The 14,759-nt window shown below is 67.6% G+C and carries 14 protein-coding genes and 1 pseudogene; 3 read left to right on the top strand and 12 right to left on the bottom strand.

The features are described 5' to 3' along the window. The 9 genes from AC3EO7_RS17260 to AC3EO7_RS17220 all read right to left on the bottom strand — a co-directional run bounded on the left by AC3EO7_RS17260 (position 1) and on the right by AC3EO7_RS17220 (position 8,555). A complete protein-coding gene (locus tag AC3EO7_RS17260; protein ID WP_435591739.1) occupies positions 1-423 on the bottom strand; it encodes a hypothetical protein in 423 nt (140 codons plus the stop codon). Then, positions 420-1,472, bottom strand: coding sequence for a hypothetical protein (locus AC3EO7_RS17255; RefSeq protein ID WP_435591738.1), 1,053 nt, complete (start codon positions 1,470-1,472; stop codon positions 420-422). The genes AC3EO7_RS17260 and AC3EO7_RS17255 overlap by 4 nt, the downstream gene beginning before the upstream one ends. 335 nt (positions 1,473-1,807) lie before the next feature. Further along, entirely contained in the window at positions 1,808-4,399 is a 2,592-nt protein-coding gene (locus AC3EO7_RS17250; RefSeq protein WP_435591776.1) for a helix-turn-helix transcriptional regulator, read from the bottom strand. Between the two features lie 168 nt (positions 4,400-4,567). Continuing rightward, complete coding sequence (locus AC3EO7_RS17245; protein WP_435591737.1) at positions 4,568-4,801, bottom strand: hypothetical protein; 234 nt, start codon at positions 4,799-4,801, stop codon at positions 4,568-4,570. 61 nt (positions 4,802-4,862) lie between these two features. Continuing rightward, positions 4,863-5,189 (bottom strand): Tn3 family transposase, encoded by a 327-nt coding sequence (locus AC3EO7_RS17240; RefSeq protein ID WP_435591736.1) that lies wholly within the window; start codon positions 5,187-5,189, stop codon positions 4,863-4,865. A 29-nt stretch (positions 5,190-5,218) separates the two neighbouring features. After that, a complete protein-coding gene (locus tag AC3EO7_RS17235; protein WP_435591735.1) occupies positions 5,219-6,322 on the bottom strand; it encodes a winged helix DNA-binding domain-containing protein in 1,104 nt (367 codons plus the stop codon). A gap of 68 nt (positions 6,323-6,390) precedes the next feature. Then, positions 6,391-7,341 (bottom strand): M56 family metallopeptidase, encoded by a 951-nt coding sequence (locus tag AC3EO7_RS17230; protein ID WP_435591734.1) that lies wholly within the window; start codon positions 7,339-7,341, stop codon positions 6,391-6,393. Next, complete coding sequence (locus AC3EO7_RS17225) at positions 7,338-7,718, bottom strand: BlaI/MecI/CopY family transcriptional regulator (protein ID WP_281292405.1); 381 nt, start codon at positions 7,716-7,718, stop codon at positions 7,338-7,340. The genes AC3EO7_RS17230 and AC3EO7_RS17225 overlap by 4 nt, the downstream gene beginning before the upstream one ends. A gap of 135 nt (positions 7,719-7,853) precedes the next feature. Then, complete coding sequence (locus AC3EO7_RS17220; protein WP_435591733.1) at positions 7,854-8,555, bottom strand: GntR family transcriptional regulator; 702 nt, start codon at positions 8,553-8,555, stop codon at positions 7,854-7,856. A gap of 141 nt (positions 8,556-8,696) precedes the next feature. On the opposite strand from AC3EO7_RS17220, the pseudogene AC3EO7_RS17215 reads away from it, so the two are divergent. After that, a pseudogene (locus AC3EO7_RS17215) lies at positions 8,697-9,224 on the top strand (YbhB/YbcL family Raf kinase inhibitor-like protein); the annotation flags it as partial. Between the two features lie 502 nt (positions 9,225-9,726). On the opposite strand, the gene AC3EO7_RS17210 reads toward AC3EO7_RS17215, so the two are convergent. Next, a complete protein-coding gene (locus tag AC3EO7_RS17210) occupies positions 9,727-10,278 on the bottom strand; it encodes a dihydrofolate reductase family protein (protein ID WP_431970107.1) in 552 nt (183 codons plus the stop codon). Between the two features lie 263 nt (positions 10,279-10,541). On the opposite strand from AC3EO7_RS17210, the gene AC3EO7_RS17205 reads away from it, so the two are divergent. Both AC3EO7_RS17205 and dinB read left to right on the top strand, forming a co-directional pair. Continuing rightward, positions 10,542-11,279 carry a dienelactone hydrolase family protein gene (locus AC3EO7_RS17205; RefSeq protein WP_431970108.1) on the top strand — a complete coding sequence of 246 codons (738 nt, stop codon included), beginning with the start codon at positions 10,542-10,544 and terminating at the stop codon, positions 11,277-11,279. 195 nt (positions 11,280-11,474) lie between these two features. After that, positions 11,475-12,737 carry a DNA polymerase IV gene (gene dinB / locus AC3EO7_RS17200; protein ID WP_435591732.1) on the top strand — a complete coding sequence of 421 codons (1,263 nt, stop codon included), beginning with the start codon at positions 11,475-11,477 and terminating at the stop codon, positions 12,735-12,737. A gap of 1 nt (position 12,738) precedes the next feature. Here dinB and AC3EO7_RS17195 read toward each other — a convergent pair whose 3' ends face one another. Both AC3EO7_RS17195 and AC3EO7_RS17190 read right to left on the bottom strand, forming a co-directional pair. Further along, positions 12,739-13,617 carry a phosphoribulokinase gene (locus tag AC3EO7_RS17195; RefSeq protein ID WP_431970110.1) on the bottom strand — a complete coding sequence of 293 codons (879 nt, stop codon included), beginning with the start codon at positions 13,615-13,617 and terminating at the stop codon, positions 12,739-12,741. A gap of 41 nt (positions 13,618-13,658) precedes the next feature. Continuing rightward, positions 13,659-14,750: a class 1 fructose-bisphosphatase gene (locus AC3EO7_RS17190; protein ID WP_431970111.1), complete on the bottom strand. Its 1,092-nt coding sequence runs from the start codon at positions 14,748-14,750 to the stop codon at positions 13,659-13,661. Positions 14,751-14,759 lie beyond the last annotated feature (9 nt).

Here is a 14,759-nt window from a genome sequence, read left to right as displayed (position 1 = left end):
TCAGCCAGGAGGGTTTGCGTGCTCGAAAAGGAAGTAGAACCGGTACTGTCCTCGATCGCCGGCATCATCGACGCCGGAAGCGTCGAGGAAGTCGCTGAACGCCTCGATTATTTGCGGTTCACCCGGGCGCTGATAGCTGCCAGGTTCTGCGAATTTGTTGAGTGTCTGCCACGTGACAAGTTTCGATACGGGAAGATATGCGTCGTCGCCTATTCCGAATACGTCGTCCAGTACCAGGCCGACGATCGATCCAATGCCGTCTTTGTACCAGGTTTGATTGTTTACCGCTTCGGCAGGGAGCCCGGTCAGGCCGGTGAGAAGAGCGGCGCTGGCTTCGGTTATTCTATTGGCGACTTCTTTGGATATTTCCTCGACATCTCCCGAGTCGTTTTCGATAAGCGTCGCACCCAGCGTGACGTTCACGAGCGGCCCTCGTAAAGGAGTTCGTTTGTTTTGAGGACGCGCGCGCCCGACTTCCCCATTTTCAGGGTCTCGTTTCCGCCGGGGAATATGACGACATTCGCTTTCGCTGTTCGACCTGGCGCATGACAGAAGACCGTGCCAAAGATTTCATCCTCGGATTCCTGGCGGATGACGCATTCCAGGCCGACCCACCAGACACGCACCCAATCACCTCCCGGAGGGATTTCCGGTGGGAGGTTGCCCAGGATTCTGATGGCTCCGGATCGAAAATCCGCCTGGAACCCACCGTCGATGGCGTGTGGGCTGATTGTCGGTCCTACCGGCAGGCCTACCCTGGACATCGGTCCGCCTGCTTCGATCCAGCGGGCCTCAATTGCTCGCCTCGCTCGCTCTAATGAGGTGTCGGGCAGCCGGAAGAAGGCTTCGTGCACGTGCTGGTCGGTCCCGACATAGGCCAGATGTTGGACGTTGTCGTTAGGGGTGTACCAGCTGGTCGGGAAGGTTCCGGGCGCGATCGTGATACCCCCGGCGCTGGGGATATTGTGATGCCATTGCCCATCGCCGCCCGACAGGTGGTAGAACGCCTCGTGCACGTGCAGGTCGGTGCCGATGTAAGCAATATGCTGCACATCGTCTTTCGGGGTGTACCAGCTGGTCGGGCTTGTTCCGGGAGCTACCTGGATATCGCCGGCACTGGGCACGTTGTGGTGCCACTGATTGTCGCCATCGGACAACCGATGAAAAGCTTCGTGCACGCGCTGGTCCGTGCCGACATAAGCCAGATGCTGCACGTTGTCATTGGGGGTGTACCAGCTGGTCGGGCTTGTTCCGGGAGCTACCTGGATATCGCCGGCACTGGGCACGTTGTGATGCCAGAAATTGTCGCCACCGAACCGGAAGAACGCCTCGTGCACCTGCTGGTCCGTGCCCACATAAGCGACATGCTGCACGACGTCCTTCGGAGTGAACCAGCTCGTCGGACTGGATCCTTTGGCGACCGGGTTGTCGCTGCTACTCGGCACATTGTGGTGCCAGAAATTGTCGCCCATGATCGTTATTCCTCTCGAATCGATGGTTCGTGTTGGCTGGGTTTTGCGTCCAGGATCGCGGAGACACTTTGTCGCAACGGGCGCGGGAGAGCATTGGTCGTGAAGTAATTCATATAGATCTGATCGTCGTGAGCGAAGGGCTGCGTTCGGATCCGGCGACAGGGGCTATTCGGGAGGTCCGTTGCCGGTTTCGGCGTCATGGACAGCATCTGTCCGGCAGACGTGGGCGGCGCGAGTATGCGCATACTCGAAATCCTCGCCGTTCCGCTCGAACACCTACTCGACGCGTGCGAACGAACCGTTGTCCGCTCGGACGAGAACGGGCAGGTCAGTCGCTACTTGGCGTCGCGTCCGAGGATCGCTGCGAACTCGTGACGGCTGGCGACACCGAGTTTCCTGCTCGCGCGGTAGAGGTGTCCTTCGACGGTGCGTCTGGAGACGGTCAGCCGTTCGGCGATTTCCCGGTTGGTCAAGCCCTGGGCCGCCAAGGTGATGATCTCGCGTTCTCGGTCCGACAGCGGGAGTGGATTGGCCACCAGCGACAGCGCCGGGCTCTGCGCGCCGCCGCATTCGGCTGCGAGACGCAGCGCACGCGCCGCCGCGATGTTCGCAGAACCGTTGCGGCCATGGCGAGAGAACGAGTCGGCGGCCTGTGCGGCGACGTCCGCGGCGCAAAGTCGGTCTCCCATGCGTTCGAACGCCGCCGCCGCGGCGGTCAGAGCGGCGGCGTCGTCCGCGGCCAGCGCCGCGGCATGTGCGGCCGCGGCAGCCGCTCTCGGCCCCTCCACCTGCGTTGCCAGCTCGGCGAGCTCGGGCGCGACGTTCCGGTCCCCGAATCGTGTAGCGGTGTGCAGTGCGATCACCGTGTGCATGTGCTGACCCAGTCGCCGCGCTATCGCGGCGGCGTCGTGCGCGAGGGCGATTGCCGCACTGACATTGCCCTCGGCCGCGGCGACCCAGGCGTCGGCGAGGTGTTCGAACGGCTCGTGGAACAGGGCAATAGGAGGCCGTCGCCGTCGCATCTCCACCTGTGTCCTACGCGCGTCTCCGAGGTCACCGCGCAGGGCCAAGCACTGTGTCCAGGCGGTCAGTGCGGCGTAATAGAATCCGCCACCGGAACTTCCCAGCGGCGCCAATTCCGCGCACACCTCACGCAATTCGAGTCGGGCGGCATCGAGTCGACCTCGGGCGAGCAGCACGAGACCCGTGAGATATCCGGCCCCGGCCAACGGGGAACCTTCGACCGCGCGCCGGTACCGTGCGGCCTCGGCATCCGCGAGGTCGAGATGGCCCGCCCAGATCAGTCCGCTGACGTACTGCGTGATCAATGGAGAGCGGAAATTGGCGAACTCGGCAACCCGCTCGCATGCGGCCGTTCCCTGCGCCGCGTACGTGGCCAGATCGCCCCGACCGGTGGTAGCCGCCCATACGACCAGGGCACACGAGCCGATCAACACCGTCGCATCCGCTGCGCCGTTGGTCGCGACGACCTGGGTCGCGACCGTCCTCGCCGCGTCGAGACGCCCGGTCGACGAGTCGATCATCGCGCGCAGTGCGCGCATCGTATCCCGCAGCAGCGGGTCAGCGACCCGGTGGACGCCGTCGTCGAGAATCGAGCGGGCCTGGTCGAGGCGTCCGATCATGTACGCCAGATTCGTCGCGCGCGTCACCGTTACCCGCACGAGTTGGCCGTCGTTCTCGGCCAGGCTGGTCAGTGCCGCGAGTTCGTCGTCGGCGACCTCGGGCTGGCCCGACCACATGGCCGCAAATGCCACGATCGCTTGCGCACCGAATCCGCCGCCGGCGGCGACGGCCGCGCGCCCGAGGCGCTCGGCGAGCCGGAAGTCCGACAATCCGAGCGCATGCTCGCCGACCTGAACGAACAATGCCACATCGGCCGCAAGGTCTGACTCGAGCAGCAGCACCGCGCGGCGCACTTGGCCACCGGAATGCCGAAAGTCCTTGTCCGCCAACGCCACCGCGATCTCGCCGCGCAAGCGTCGTGCGCGCAAGCGACCCATACCGGCGCGGCGCACCTCCCCGAAGAGCGGGTGCGCCAATCGCGCGTCCCACCGGTCTTCGCCCGACTCGACCGACACCACCCCGGCGTCCTCGGCCCGCTCCACAGCACCGCGCTCGACCGCCGCGTCGAGCAGGTCGACCGGTAGCGGCTCGCTCAACGCCAGCAGATCGACCACCGCGCGAACATCGTCCGAGAGCGTCAGGATCCGGGCATTCACCATGTCCGTCAGCATCGGTGGCATCTCGAGCTCACCCGCTGACCGCCACACGCCTCCGTCGTTGCGGAACGCGCCGGGGACGACGAGCTGCCGCAGAAACAGCACATTGCCTTTGCTGAGTCGCCACAGTCGCCGCACCGTTGCGCCCTCGACGTGCCCACCGAGCGCGGCCGCCACCAGTGCCTCGGTTTCCGGTTCGGACAACGGCTGGATCTCCAGCCGTTCGAGATGTTCTTCTTTCCACAGCGCCGCTATCGCGTCCGGTGCTCGTTCACCGGTGCGCACTGTCGCTACTACCGTCGCCTGTCGTTGCAGCACGAGCTGATTCACCACAAGCGCCGACACATCGTCGAGCAAGTGTGCGTCGTCGACCGCGACCACGACCGGTTCCCGCCCGCCTGCGATCCGGTCGACCACTCGGTGCACCAACGTGTGCGGATCACCCGGTTCGGGTAGCAGTTCCGCGAACGCGCCCAGCGGCACCCCTCGCGCGCACTCGGTCCCGGTCACCCACCACACAAGCGCACCTCGCCGCCGGTCCAATCCGACGGCTTCGCGAGCGAGGCGAGTCTTGCCAACCCCCGCGCCACCGGCCAGCACCACTCCGCCGGCTCTGTCGTGCCGTCGCACCACCGAGTCGATGAACGCCAGCTCCTCAGAGCGACCGATCAGCGGCCACTCCTGCATCACAATCACCGATGCTACAAACCCGGCGCTGGTTGTGTCCGAGTAACGGGCTGCGAGCTCGAGCAGTCCGTTCAACTCATGGATGCGGGCACACGACGTCCGAGGTGTCGGCGAACGAGATCGTCGCGGTACCCGTCACAGCAGTTTCATGACACCGTGCTCGGCACGCTAGCCTGCGTCTGCACCCGGCTCTCCACCGGTTGCGTCGGTCCGCGCATCGTGCAGGGCGGCGAGTTTCGCCTCGGCGATACGATAAACGCCCTCCAGTGATTCGGGCTCGACTCCGACATACTCACAGATCAGTGCGGGGTCGACTCCTCCGTCGCGCAGTCGCAACGCCAGCGAGTATGGCAGCGGCAACTGGCGCAGGACCTGCTCGCGTTCGCTCAGCTCATCAGACATATGCCGATTGTGCGTTCGCCTTCGACCCGGCTATCGAGTATGCCGCTACCTCACCATGGTTTCAATCCTCGTTCGGGGTGTTCGGATCACGTAGCGGCCGGTGACCGCTGCCGAGATCGGGAAGGTGAAAGCTGTAGTGCCCGTCCAGGCCGATGTGCTCGCGCACGGACGACGACAAGCGGGCGGCATCCTCGTCGCGCACCGGGCAGTCCTGAGCGCGCAGCACGTCCAGGGCGCGATCCATGTAGCGGGAGTTCCACAGCACGACGCAGTTCAGGACCAGGCCCAGCGCGTTGAGCTGGTCTTCCATGCCGTCGTGGTAGGCGCGGACCAGTTCGCCCTTGCGGCCGTGGAGGATTCGCCGCGCCAGGTCGCGCGACACACCCACGAAGCGCTGTGGTGTGGGAGGGTCGGTCCCTAGGCCACCCGCACGCTCACCGAATCCAGCCCGGCCGCGCGGGCCACGCGGGTCGCGGCGGTGTCGATGTTCTTCGGCAGCGACGCACCGTCGAACATGCTGACGACCACCTCGTCACCCTCGAGTTCCCAAGTGCCCGTGATCCGTCCGTCCACCACGACGATCGGGGCGATCCAGCCCGCGGTCTTGCTGACCAGCGCGCGGTGCGCCTTGGGCAGCAGCTCGGTGTCGCCGGTGCCCGGTCCGAGCACGTACTGGTCGAAGGGGCCGAGCAGGTGCACCGAGGGTGTCGGTTCGGTGGCGGCGAGTTCGTCGGCGTGTTCGGTGAGCACGTAACCGGTGCGGCCCTCCACCTCCACCGGCGTGAGCGCGTCGCCGAACTCCGCGAACCAGCCGCGCACGGTGGTCTTGCGCAGGCTGTTGCGGCTGAGCCAGGCGTCGAAGATCTCCGGTGTCGCGGGACCGTACGCGCCGAGGTAGGCGGTGATGGCGGCGGGCGCGGCGGCGGGTTCGGCCAATTCCTGCCAGTCCGGGACGAGTCGGGCCGGGCTGGTGAAGGTCACCTTGTTGCCGCGTGCCGGTCCGTGGCAGATCGCGCCCTGCCAGGCGAGCGGCTTGAGCAGCGCGCCCCAGCCCGAGCGCAGCTCCTCGCCCAGTTTGTGGAACGCCTTGTCGGCGAGCAGCGCTTCCACCAATTCGTCGCGGGTGAGTTCGGCGTCGGCGAGTATCCCGCCCACCGCTTCGGTCAGTGCGGCCACTTCCGTGGGCGTGGCGCCGAAAGTGCGCTGCCAGGAAGGCTTTTCCCAGGTACGGGCGGACGCGATGAGCGGGAGGACGGCGGCGGCGCCCGCGGGCGTCATGGCGTGCAGGGTGCCGCGCATGGCCCAGGTCTTGATCAGCGTGCCGTTCGACAGTGCGCGCACCACCGCCCCGTCTTCGGGTGCGGCGCTGCGCAGCGCGACCGCCGTTTCGGCCGCGGAGGTGACCTGCGCTTGCACACCGCACAGACGACCGACGAGCTCCGGCACGCTCGACGCGGCGGGCTGTGCGACGTAGTGGCGGGCGAGCCGCCAGCCGAAGACCTGATCCCAGGTGACGCGCACCCAATCCTCCTGTGTCAGCAGACGTTCGCTCCGGCACGCTACACCGCCGGTCCGACAACAGCGGCAGGTCAGTTGATCATGGTGCTGCAGAACAGAATGCCGACGGCGATCTCGAACAGGCCGATCACGGTAGCCGCGATCACGCCGAGCAAGGCGGTGCGGTTGGTGGCGCGGTGCACGCCGGTCACCGGGTCGACCAGCCGTTCGGCGCGCGCGAGCACCGCGGTGCCTGCCGCGCCGAGAACGCCGGCCGGCACCGGAGCTCCCGCACCTGCCAGGGCGATCAGCCCGCCGAGCAGTGGTTCGCGGCCGTGGACGCGGGCCGCGCGATCGTCGGCACACATCTCCAGCAGCCTGCCGATCTCCACGTTGCCCACGGAGAGCAGCCGCAGACCGGGCAGGGTGGTCGCCATCGCGCGCAGCGCGGCGGTGAGCGTGGCGTGCCTGCCGCGCAGGTGTGCGTGTTCGTGAGCGAGGACGGCGGCCAGCTGTTCCCCGGTCAGTGCGTCGAGCGCGGCACTGGTGACGACGATCGTGTCGGGGCGGCCCGCGACGCAATAGGCTTGCGGCTCCGGCGAATCCAGCACGACCGCGCCGGCGCCGAGCATCTCTCGACCGACCATTCGTACGGCGCGCCCGTGCGCCATGGTGCGCCTGCGCAGCCGCAGCGCCACCCGCGCGGCCTGCAGCGACATCGCCGCGACGCCGGAGGCGAGAAGCGCCGCCAGCGAATAGGAGGCGAACTGAGTCGCCCAGCCCCCGTGCATGTCCACCGGAAACGACAACACCGAGTAGCACGCGCGCAGCGCCTCGCTCGGATGCCGCCAATAGGTGGCGAACTCGACGGCCAACAGGCCTGCTGCGAGCACCCAGGCGCCGAGCGCCCCGGCGATCGCGACCAGCCAGGCCAGCACCCCCAGCCGCGGCGCGACGCCGCGGCGGGTGAGCCGGTGCAGCACCGGCGATCCGAAGACCGCGACGGTGCTGCCGTAGGCCATCAGGCACAGTGCGACGTTCACGGGGCCTCGGGCGTCCGTCGCGCGGTCAGCCTGCGCAGCGCCGCGCGCAGCCCCGCCGACTCCTCGGCGCTGATCCGGTCCACGAAGTGGCTGAGCACCAGGTCCGAGCGCCCGCCGGAGCCGAGCGCCTCCAGCATCAGCCGGGCGCTGTGTTCCTCGCGGGTGAGCGTCGGCCAGTACCGGTAGGCCTTGCCCGCGCGCTCCCGCGCCAGCCACCCCTTGCGGTGCAGGTTGTCCATAGTGGACATCACCGTGGTGTACGCGATACCACGCTCGGCGGAGAGTTCCTCGAAAATCTCTCTCACCGTCGTGGATTCCGCGTCTCTGTCCCAGATGCGGTCCATGATCACCGCCTCCAGGTCTCCGAATCCGCGCACCGTACCGACTCCCTCATCGTCGTCCGATCTACTGTCGCCACAGAGTACCGAGCATCGACCCTGTCTACGTAGGCGAATCGTAGATCCGTGCGGAAGGGATCCCGAATCCCGCTGTCCTGCCAGGTCGGGCGAGGATCAAGCTTCCTTCGCGGGCTCGCGGCGGGTATCGCCGGTCAGTGCGGCCGCGGTCAGAGTGAGGTGCCGCGTCAGCGCCTCGGCCGCGGCGTCGGCGTCGCGGGCCAGCGCCGCTTCCTCCAGCCTGCGGTGTTCCTCGACACCGTCTCGGTCGGGGTTGCGGTATGTCGACCACCGGCGAGCCAGCTCGCTCGCGGTCCACATCCGGTCGAAGGTCTCCAGCAGGACGGGATTGCCGCAGCCCTCCAGCAGGGTGCGGTGGAAGACCCGATGGGCTTCGGACCATGCCTCGCTGTAATACTCGCCCTCCTCCGGCACGAACGCCGGGGTGCGCGCCAGCCGGTGGTGGGCGGCTCGGACCTGCGCCTCCCATTCGACGTCGCCGCGCTCGATCGACATGCGAAGCATGACCGGTTCGATGGTCCGGCGGGCCTCCGCGACCTCTTGCCAGCGGCGGTCGGAGAATTCCGGGACGGCGAAACCGCGATTGGGCAGCCGATCGGCGAGGCCCTCGCCGACCACCCGCACGAGAGCTTCGCGCACGACGGCCAGACTCACACACTGCTCCTTGGCGAGATCCTGCGGTTTGAGTGCGTCACCGGGGGCGTAGTCCCCGCGCATGATCGCGTTCCGCAGGTGTGCGTAGATCTGCTCGGTGAGCATCTGCTTCCCCGCGGTCGAGGTCTGGGCCGTCCGGGTCATGCTGCCAGCATAGACGATTCGACAGATAATCGATTATCTTTGCTACCGTCGATCTTGCGGTGACGCTCGTCCTCACGGGATGCCGCGGCCCCCGTCGGCCGCATCACCGCCCGCACAGCACGGCCCGAAAGGAACGACGCTATGAGCGCCAACAACCCCTTCGCTCGCCTCCCCGAGGCGGCCTCCTTCACCGTCACCAGCGCCACCGTCATCGACGGCGCAGCCTGGTCGCCCGAACAGTTCTCCTCCGAAATCCCCGGCGGGAAGGACGTTTCCCCGCAGCTGTCCTGGAGCGGGGCCCCGGAAGCCACCAAGAGCTACGCCGTCACCGTCTACGACCCCGATGCCCCCACCGGATCCGGGTTCTGGCACTGGGCGGTCGCCGACATCCCCGCCACCGTCACCGAATTGCCCGAGGGCGCAGGGGACGACACCGGCTCGGGTCTGCCCGAGGGCGCCTTCCAGTTGCCCAACGACGTCCGCGCAGCCCGGTTCGTCGGCGCAGCCCCGCCGGCCGGGCACGGCCCGCACCGCTACTTCGTCGTGGTGCACGCCCTCGACGTCGAGTCCATCGGCGTCCCGGCCGACGCCACCCCGGCCGTTCTCGGCTTCACCATGGCTTCGCACACCCTCGGTCGCGCGGTCCTGACCGCTACGGCGGAAACTCCGCCCGTGCGCGAAAACGCCGAAAGGATCGAGGTTTCCCGACTCGTCCCCGCCTCCGCCGACGCCATCTTCGCGGTCCTGACCGACCCGAAGGGCCACGTGGACATCGACGCGTCGGGAATGCTCCTCGACGCCGAAGGGGAACCGGTCACACAGCCCGGCGACCGGTTCCTGGTTCACATGGACAGGGAAGCCCTCGGGGACGTCCCGCTCGGCAAGTACGACGTCGAGGTCGTCATCACCAAGCTCGCCCCGGACGCGGAGATCGCCTGGACCGTCGAAGCGCGGATCCGGCCTCATGTCCGCCATATCTACGGCTACCGGCTGGAGCCGACCGAGGGCGGCACCCTCGTCACGTCGTACTACGACTGGTCGGAGGTCGATGAGGAGTCGAAGAGGCGCTTCGCCTTTCCTGTGGTTCCCGAGTCTGCCCTCAAGGCCACACTCGGGATCCTCGAGCGCACCGTCCGCCGGAGGGCCGCCTGACCATAGGTCGTCAGGTCTGTCAGTCGGCGACGTAGCGCAGCATCACCACCTTGTCGAAGTGCTTCGTCTCGGCCAGCCGGAGCTGGATTCGCTTGTCCAGCAACGGGAAGAGCGGCGTGCCGCCGCCGACGACCACCGGATAGAGGAACAGCCAGTACTCGTCGATGAGCCCGTGCGGCATCAGCGAGGCCGCGATTTCCGCGCCGCCGACCTCCATCACGCCATCACCCCCGGCCTTCAGCCTGCGGACCTCCTCGACCGCGTTCTCGCTGATCAGGGTGCTGTTCCAGTGGACCTCGGTGAGCGTCCTGGAGAAGACCACCTTGGGCTTCTCCGTCCAGAGCCTGCCGAACTCGCGCTCGATGCGCGGCGCGTCCTCGGGCACGTGTGGCCAGTACTCGGCCATCAGCTCGTACAGGCGACGACCGTGCAGCGAGAGTTCGATCTCGCGGTACCTGTCGTTGTGGAACTGGTGCAGTTCCTCGTCCGGATTCGTCCAGTCGATGCTGCCGTCGCGGTCGTTGACGTAGCCGTCCACGGACACGCCGAACGAATAGATCAGTTTCCTCATGACTGATAGACCTCCCGGACCCGGAGAACTCATCGGACAAGGACGAGGCGGGGTGCTGCGGCCGCCATCCGGCCACGGAGCCTCTGCGAAAAACCCGTTGGCGGACCACGGCGGCCACTGCTACTTTTCTGGAGGCCGTGCGAGAGACCGAGGAGGTGGTACCCGTGAACGCAGTATCGACATGGGTGCTCCTCTCTGGGGTCACGGCCGGGCGGTAGGTCGTCCGGGAGCGCCGTTCGCAAGCACTCCCGAAAGGCACGACTGTGCAATTCATTTCCGAACAGCGCCTCGACGACGAGAGCGTCCTCGAGCGCAGATTCACCCTCGGCGAGATCCCCGGCATCCTGTGGACACCCGCATCCGCATCCACACCGGTGCCGCTGATCCTGCTCGGCCACTCCCCCATCGGACTGCAGAAGATGTACCCGCGATTGCTGGACAGGGCCCGGTACGCCGTGGCGGAAGGTTACGCCGCAGCCTCCATCGAACTCCCCGGCAGCGGTGAGCGGCCCCGTTCCGCTGCCGTCGATCAAGCCCGCGCCGACCTGCACCGGGCGCTTGCCGCTGGCGAGCCGGTCACCGACGACATCGTCGACCGGCTCATCCTCCCTTTGCTCGACCCGGCGGTCTCGGAATGGCAGACCGCTCTGGACGCCCTGCTCGCGCTGCCCGAGATCGGCGGCCCGGTCGGGTATTCGGGAGGGGTGATCTCCATCGGCACACGGCTGGCGGTGGTCGAACCGCGCATCACGGCCGCCGTCCTGTTCGCGGGAAGTTACGTGCCGCGCACCATCATCGCCGAGGCCCGGCAGGTCACCATTCCGCTGCATGTCCTGCTGCAGTGGGACGACGAAGGAAACGACCGGCAAATGGCGCTGGACCTGTTCGACGCCTTCGGCTCCAAGGAGAAGACGCTGAACGCCAATATGGGCGGGCACACCGGCGTCCCGCAGCACGCGGGTGAGGAGGCGAACCGGTTCTTCGCCCGGCACCTGAAGTGAGGCCGGGCCGTCAGGCCGGCAGCACACGATAGGAGCTGTCGGCCAGGATGCCGCTCATCGAGGACAGGTCCCGGCCCTCCTCGATGAGCGGTGGCCGGCACATGCACAAGCTTGGTCAGCTGCGGACCGAGCGGCCCTGTCAATAGGTCTGATGTCAGTAGGTCCGACGCGCCGGACCGGCATGTATGCGAACATATGTTCGTGTCCGATCTCCGCGCCTCCCCCGCCGCCGCGCCGTCGCGCGGCCGCGGAAGGCCGCGGATCGAGGCGCGGGCCGAGGCGTCGATCCTGCACGCGGACCTGGACTCCTTCTACGCCTCCGTCGAACAGCGCGACGAGCCACGGCTGCGCGGCAAGCCGGTGATCGTGGGCGGCGGGGTCGTCCTCGCGGCGTCCTACGAGGCCAAGGCGTTCGGGGTGCGCACGCCGATGAACGGCGCGCAGGCGCGGCGGCTGTGCCCGCAGGCGATCGTGGTGCCGCCGCGCATGAGCGCCTACTCCGAGGCGAGCAAGGCGGTGTTCGAGGTTTTCCGTGACACCACGCCCGTGGTCGAGGGCATCTCGATCGACGAGGCGTTCCTCGATGTCGGCGGTTTGCGCCGCATCGCGGGCCCGCCACTGGACATCGCCCAGCGGCTGCGGGCGCGGGTGCGCGACGAAGTGGGTCTGCCCATTTCGGTCGGCATCGCGCGAACCAAGTTCCTCGCCAAGGTCGCCAGCGCGGTCGCCAAACCCGACGGTCTGCGCCTGGTGCCGCCGTCGGCCGAACTGGACTTCCTGCATCCACTCCCGGTCGAAAGACTCTGGGGCGTAGGCGATGTCACCGCACGCACGCTGCACGAGCACGGCGTCACCCGGATCGGGCAGCTGGCCGATCTCGGCGAGGGCGCACTGCGCGGATTCCTCGGCCCGGCCGCCGCCAGGCACCTGTTCGCGCTCTCGATGGCCAGAGACCCGCGCCGCGTCGAGACCGGGCGCCGCCGCCGCTCCATCGGCGCGCAACGCGCCCTCGGCCGCCGTGCCCGCCCCGCCGACGAGATCGAGGCCTACCTGCACGGGCTCATCGACCGCCTCGGCCGCAGGCTGCGCACCGCCGACCGGGTGTGCCGAACGGTCGTGCTGCGCATGCGTTTCGACGACTTCAGCCGCGCCACCCGATCCCGCACGCTGGCCGAGGCCACCGACCACACCGACACCCTGCTGCGCGCCGCGCGCCTGCTGCTCGCCGACGCCATGCCGATGATTCAGGAGCGCGGCCTCACCCTCATCGGCCTCGCCCTCACCAACCTCGACGACGCGGACGCGGTCCAGCTCACCCTCCCGCTGGAACCGCGCGCCGACAACACGCTCGACGCCACCCTCGACGACCTGCGCCGCCGCTTCGGCTCGGCGGCCGTCACCCGCGCGGCGCTGATCAACCGCGGCGAGGGCCTGTCGGTTCCGCTGCTGCCCGACTGATTCACCGGCTTCGCTTGGGCCGCTTGTCCATCAGCCGCAGGATCAGCGGCGTGAAGATCAGCTGCATCGCCAGTTCCATCTTCCCGCCCGGCACCACGATGCAGTTCGGCCGCGACATGAACGAGTCGTGCAGCATCGACAGCAGGTAGGGAAAGTCGATGACCTTCGGATCGGCGAAACGGATCACCACGAAGCTCTCGTCGGCGGTCGGAATGGTGCGGGCGGTGAACGGATTCGAGGTGTCCACGGTGGGCACCCGCTGGAAGTTGACGTAGGTGCGGGAGAACTGCGGGCAGATGTAGGTGACGTAGTCCGGCATACGACGCAGGATGGTGTCGATCACGGCCTCGCTGGAGTAGCCGCGCTGGTTCTTGTCGCGGTAGACCTTCTGAATCCATTCGAGATTGATGATCGGCACCACTCCGACCAGCAGATCGGTGTACTGCGCGACATCCACCGTCGAGGTGACGGCCGCACCGTGCAGACCCTCGTAGAACAGCAGATCGCTGCCGGGCGTGAGCTCCTCCCACGGAGTGAACGTGCCCGGCGGCTGCCCGTACGGCTTGGCCTCGGCCTCGTCGTGCAGGTATCGGCGCACCGTGCCGACGCCGGTCTCGCCGTAATCGCGGAACAGCGTCTCGAGCTCCTTCAGCAGATTCGCTTCCTCGCCGAAATGCGAGAACCGCACGTTGCGGTTCTGTTCGGCCTCGGCCATGGCGAGCTTCATCTCGTTGCGGTCGAAGCGGTGGAAGGAATCGCCCTCCACGATCGCCGCGTTGATCCCCTCGCGACGGAAGATCTCCTGAAAGGTCCGAGTGACGCTGGTCGTCCCCGCACCGGACGAACCGGTGATCGCGACCACGGGATGTTTGACCGACATGGCACCTCCTGAATTGCCGGACAACGATGTCGATGCGCCGATCAGCGACCGGCCGGCCGGAACAGCGACCGGTTGCCGAACAGGGAACTGTCGAAACTGGGGCCTTCGTCGGGCTCCTGGTGGTAGCGCTCGATGCGCTCGACCTCGTTGCGGGAGCCGAAGATCAACGGCACCCGCTGATGGACCGCGTCGGGCGTCACCTGGAGCACCCGCTCGTTACCCGTCGTCGCCGCTCCACCCGCCTGCTCGACGATGAACGCGATCGGACTGGCTCCGTACAGCAGCGCCACCCGCCCCGGCCGCGCGGGCGGACGGGTGTCGTGCGGGTAGAGGTACACCCCGCCGCGGGTGAGGATGTGGAACGTGTCGGCCACCAGCGACGCCACCCAGCGCATGTTGAAATCCCGGCCGCGCGGCCCGTCGACGCCGTCCAGGCATTCGTGCACGTAGCGCCGCACCGGGCGTTCCCAGAACCGCTCGTTGGCGGCGTTGATGGCGAAACCCGAGGTGTCCTCGGGGATTCGCATGCGCGGGTGGGTCAGCACGAACGCGCCGATCTCGCGGTCCAGCGTGAACCCGTCCACGCCGCGGCCGGTGGTCAGCACCAGCATGGTGGCCGGACCGTAGAGCGTGAAGCCAGCGCACACCTGCTCGGCGCCCGCCTGGAGGAAGTCCGCCGCCGTGGGTTCGCGGCCGGGTCGCCCCCACACCCGCTCCGGCGCCCGCAGCACGCTGAAGATCGTGCCGACGGGCAGGTTCACGTCGATATTGCTCGAACCGTCCAGCGGGTCGAACGCCAACAGATACTTCCCGCGCCGGTGCGTGTCGGGCACGGGATGGATCGCGGACATCTGCTCGGAGAGCAGCGCCGAGAGATGGCCCGTCCATTGGGTTTCCGCCACCATGATGTCGTTGGTGATGGCGTCGAGCTTGCGATGCACCGTGGGCGGGAGGTTGTCCGGCTCGGAGGCGCCGAGCGACCCGACGATCGCGCCGCGGGTGACCTGATTGGCGATGATCTTCGTCGCCGTCGCGACGACGTTCACCAGGGCGGAGAACTCACCGGACGAACCGGGATGCCGGTGCTCCTCCTCGATCGTGTAGCGGGTGAGGGTCTTCAGTCCTTCTGGCATGGCGGCTCA

The organism is Nocardia sp. bgisy118 (assembly GCF_057708605.1).
The sequence above is the reverse complement of the archived record's forward strand: the minus strand, read 5'-3'. Positions and strand labels throughout refer to the sequence as shown.

Bases quoted from the DNA above. Each gene is read 5' to 3' on its own strand.
- AC3EO7_RS17255 (WP_435591738.1), bottom strand. From the start codon at position 1,472: ATGGGCGACAATTTCTGGCACCACAATGTGCCGAGTAGCAGCGACAAC.
- AC3EO7_RS17250 (WP_435591776.1), bottom strand. From the start codon at position 4,399: ATGCAGGAGTGGCCGCTGATCGGTCGCTCTGAGGAGCTGGCGTTCATC.
- AC3EO7_RS17245 (WP_435591737.1), bottom strand. From the start codon at position 4,801: ATGTCTGATGAGCTGAGCGAACGCGAGCAGGTCCTGCGCCAGTTGCCG.
- AC3EO7_RS17220 (WP_435591733.1), bottom strand. From the start codon at position 8,555: ATGACCCGGACGGCCCAGACCTCGACCGCGGGGAAGCAGATGCTCACC.
- AC3EO7_RS17210 (WP_431970107.1), bottom strand. From the start codon at position 10,278: ATGAGGAAACTGATCTATTCGTTCGGCGTGTCCGTGGACGGCTACGTC.
- dinB (WP_435591732.1), top strand. From the start codon at position 11,475: ATGTTCGTGTCCGATCTCCGCGCCTCCCCCGCCGCCGCGCCGTCGCGC.
- AC3EO7_RS17195 (WP_431970110.1), bottom strand. From the start codon at position 13,617: ATGTCGGTCAAACATCCCGTGGTCGCGATCACCGGTTCGTCCGGTGCG.
- AC3EO7_RS17190 (WP_431970111.1), bottom strand. From the start codon at position 14,750: ATGCCAGAAGGACTGAAGACCCTCACCCGCTACACGATCGAGGAGGAG.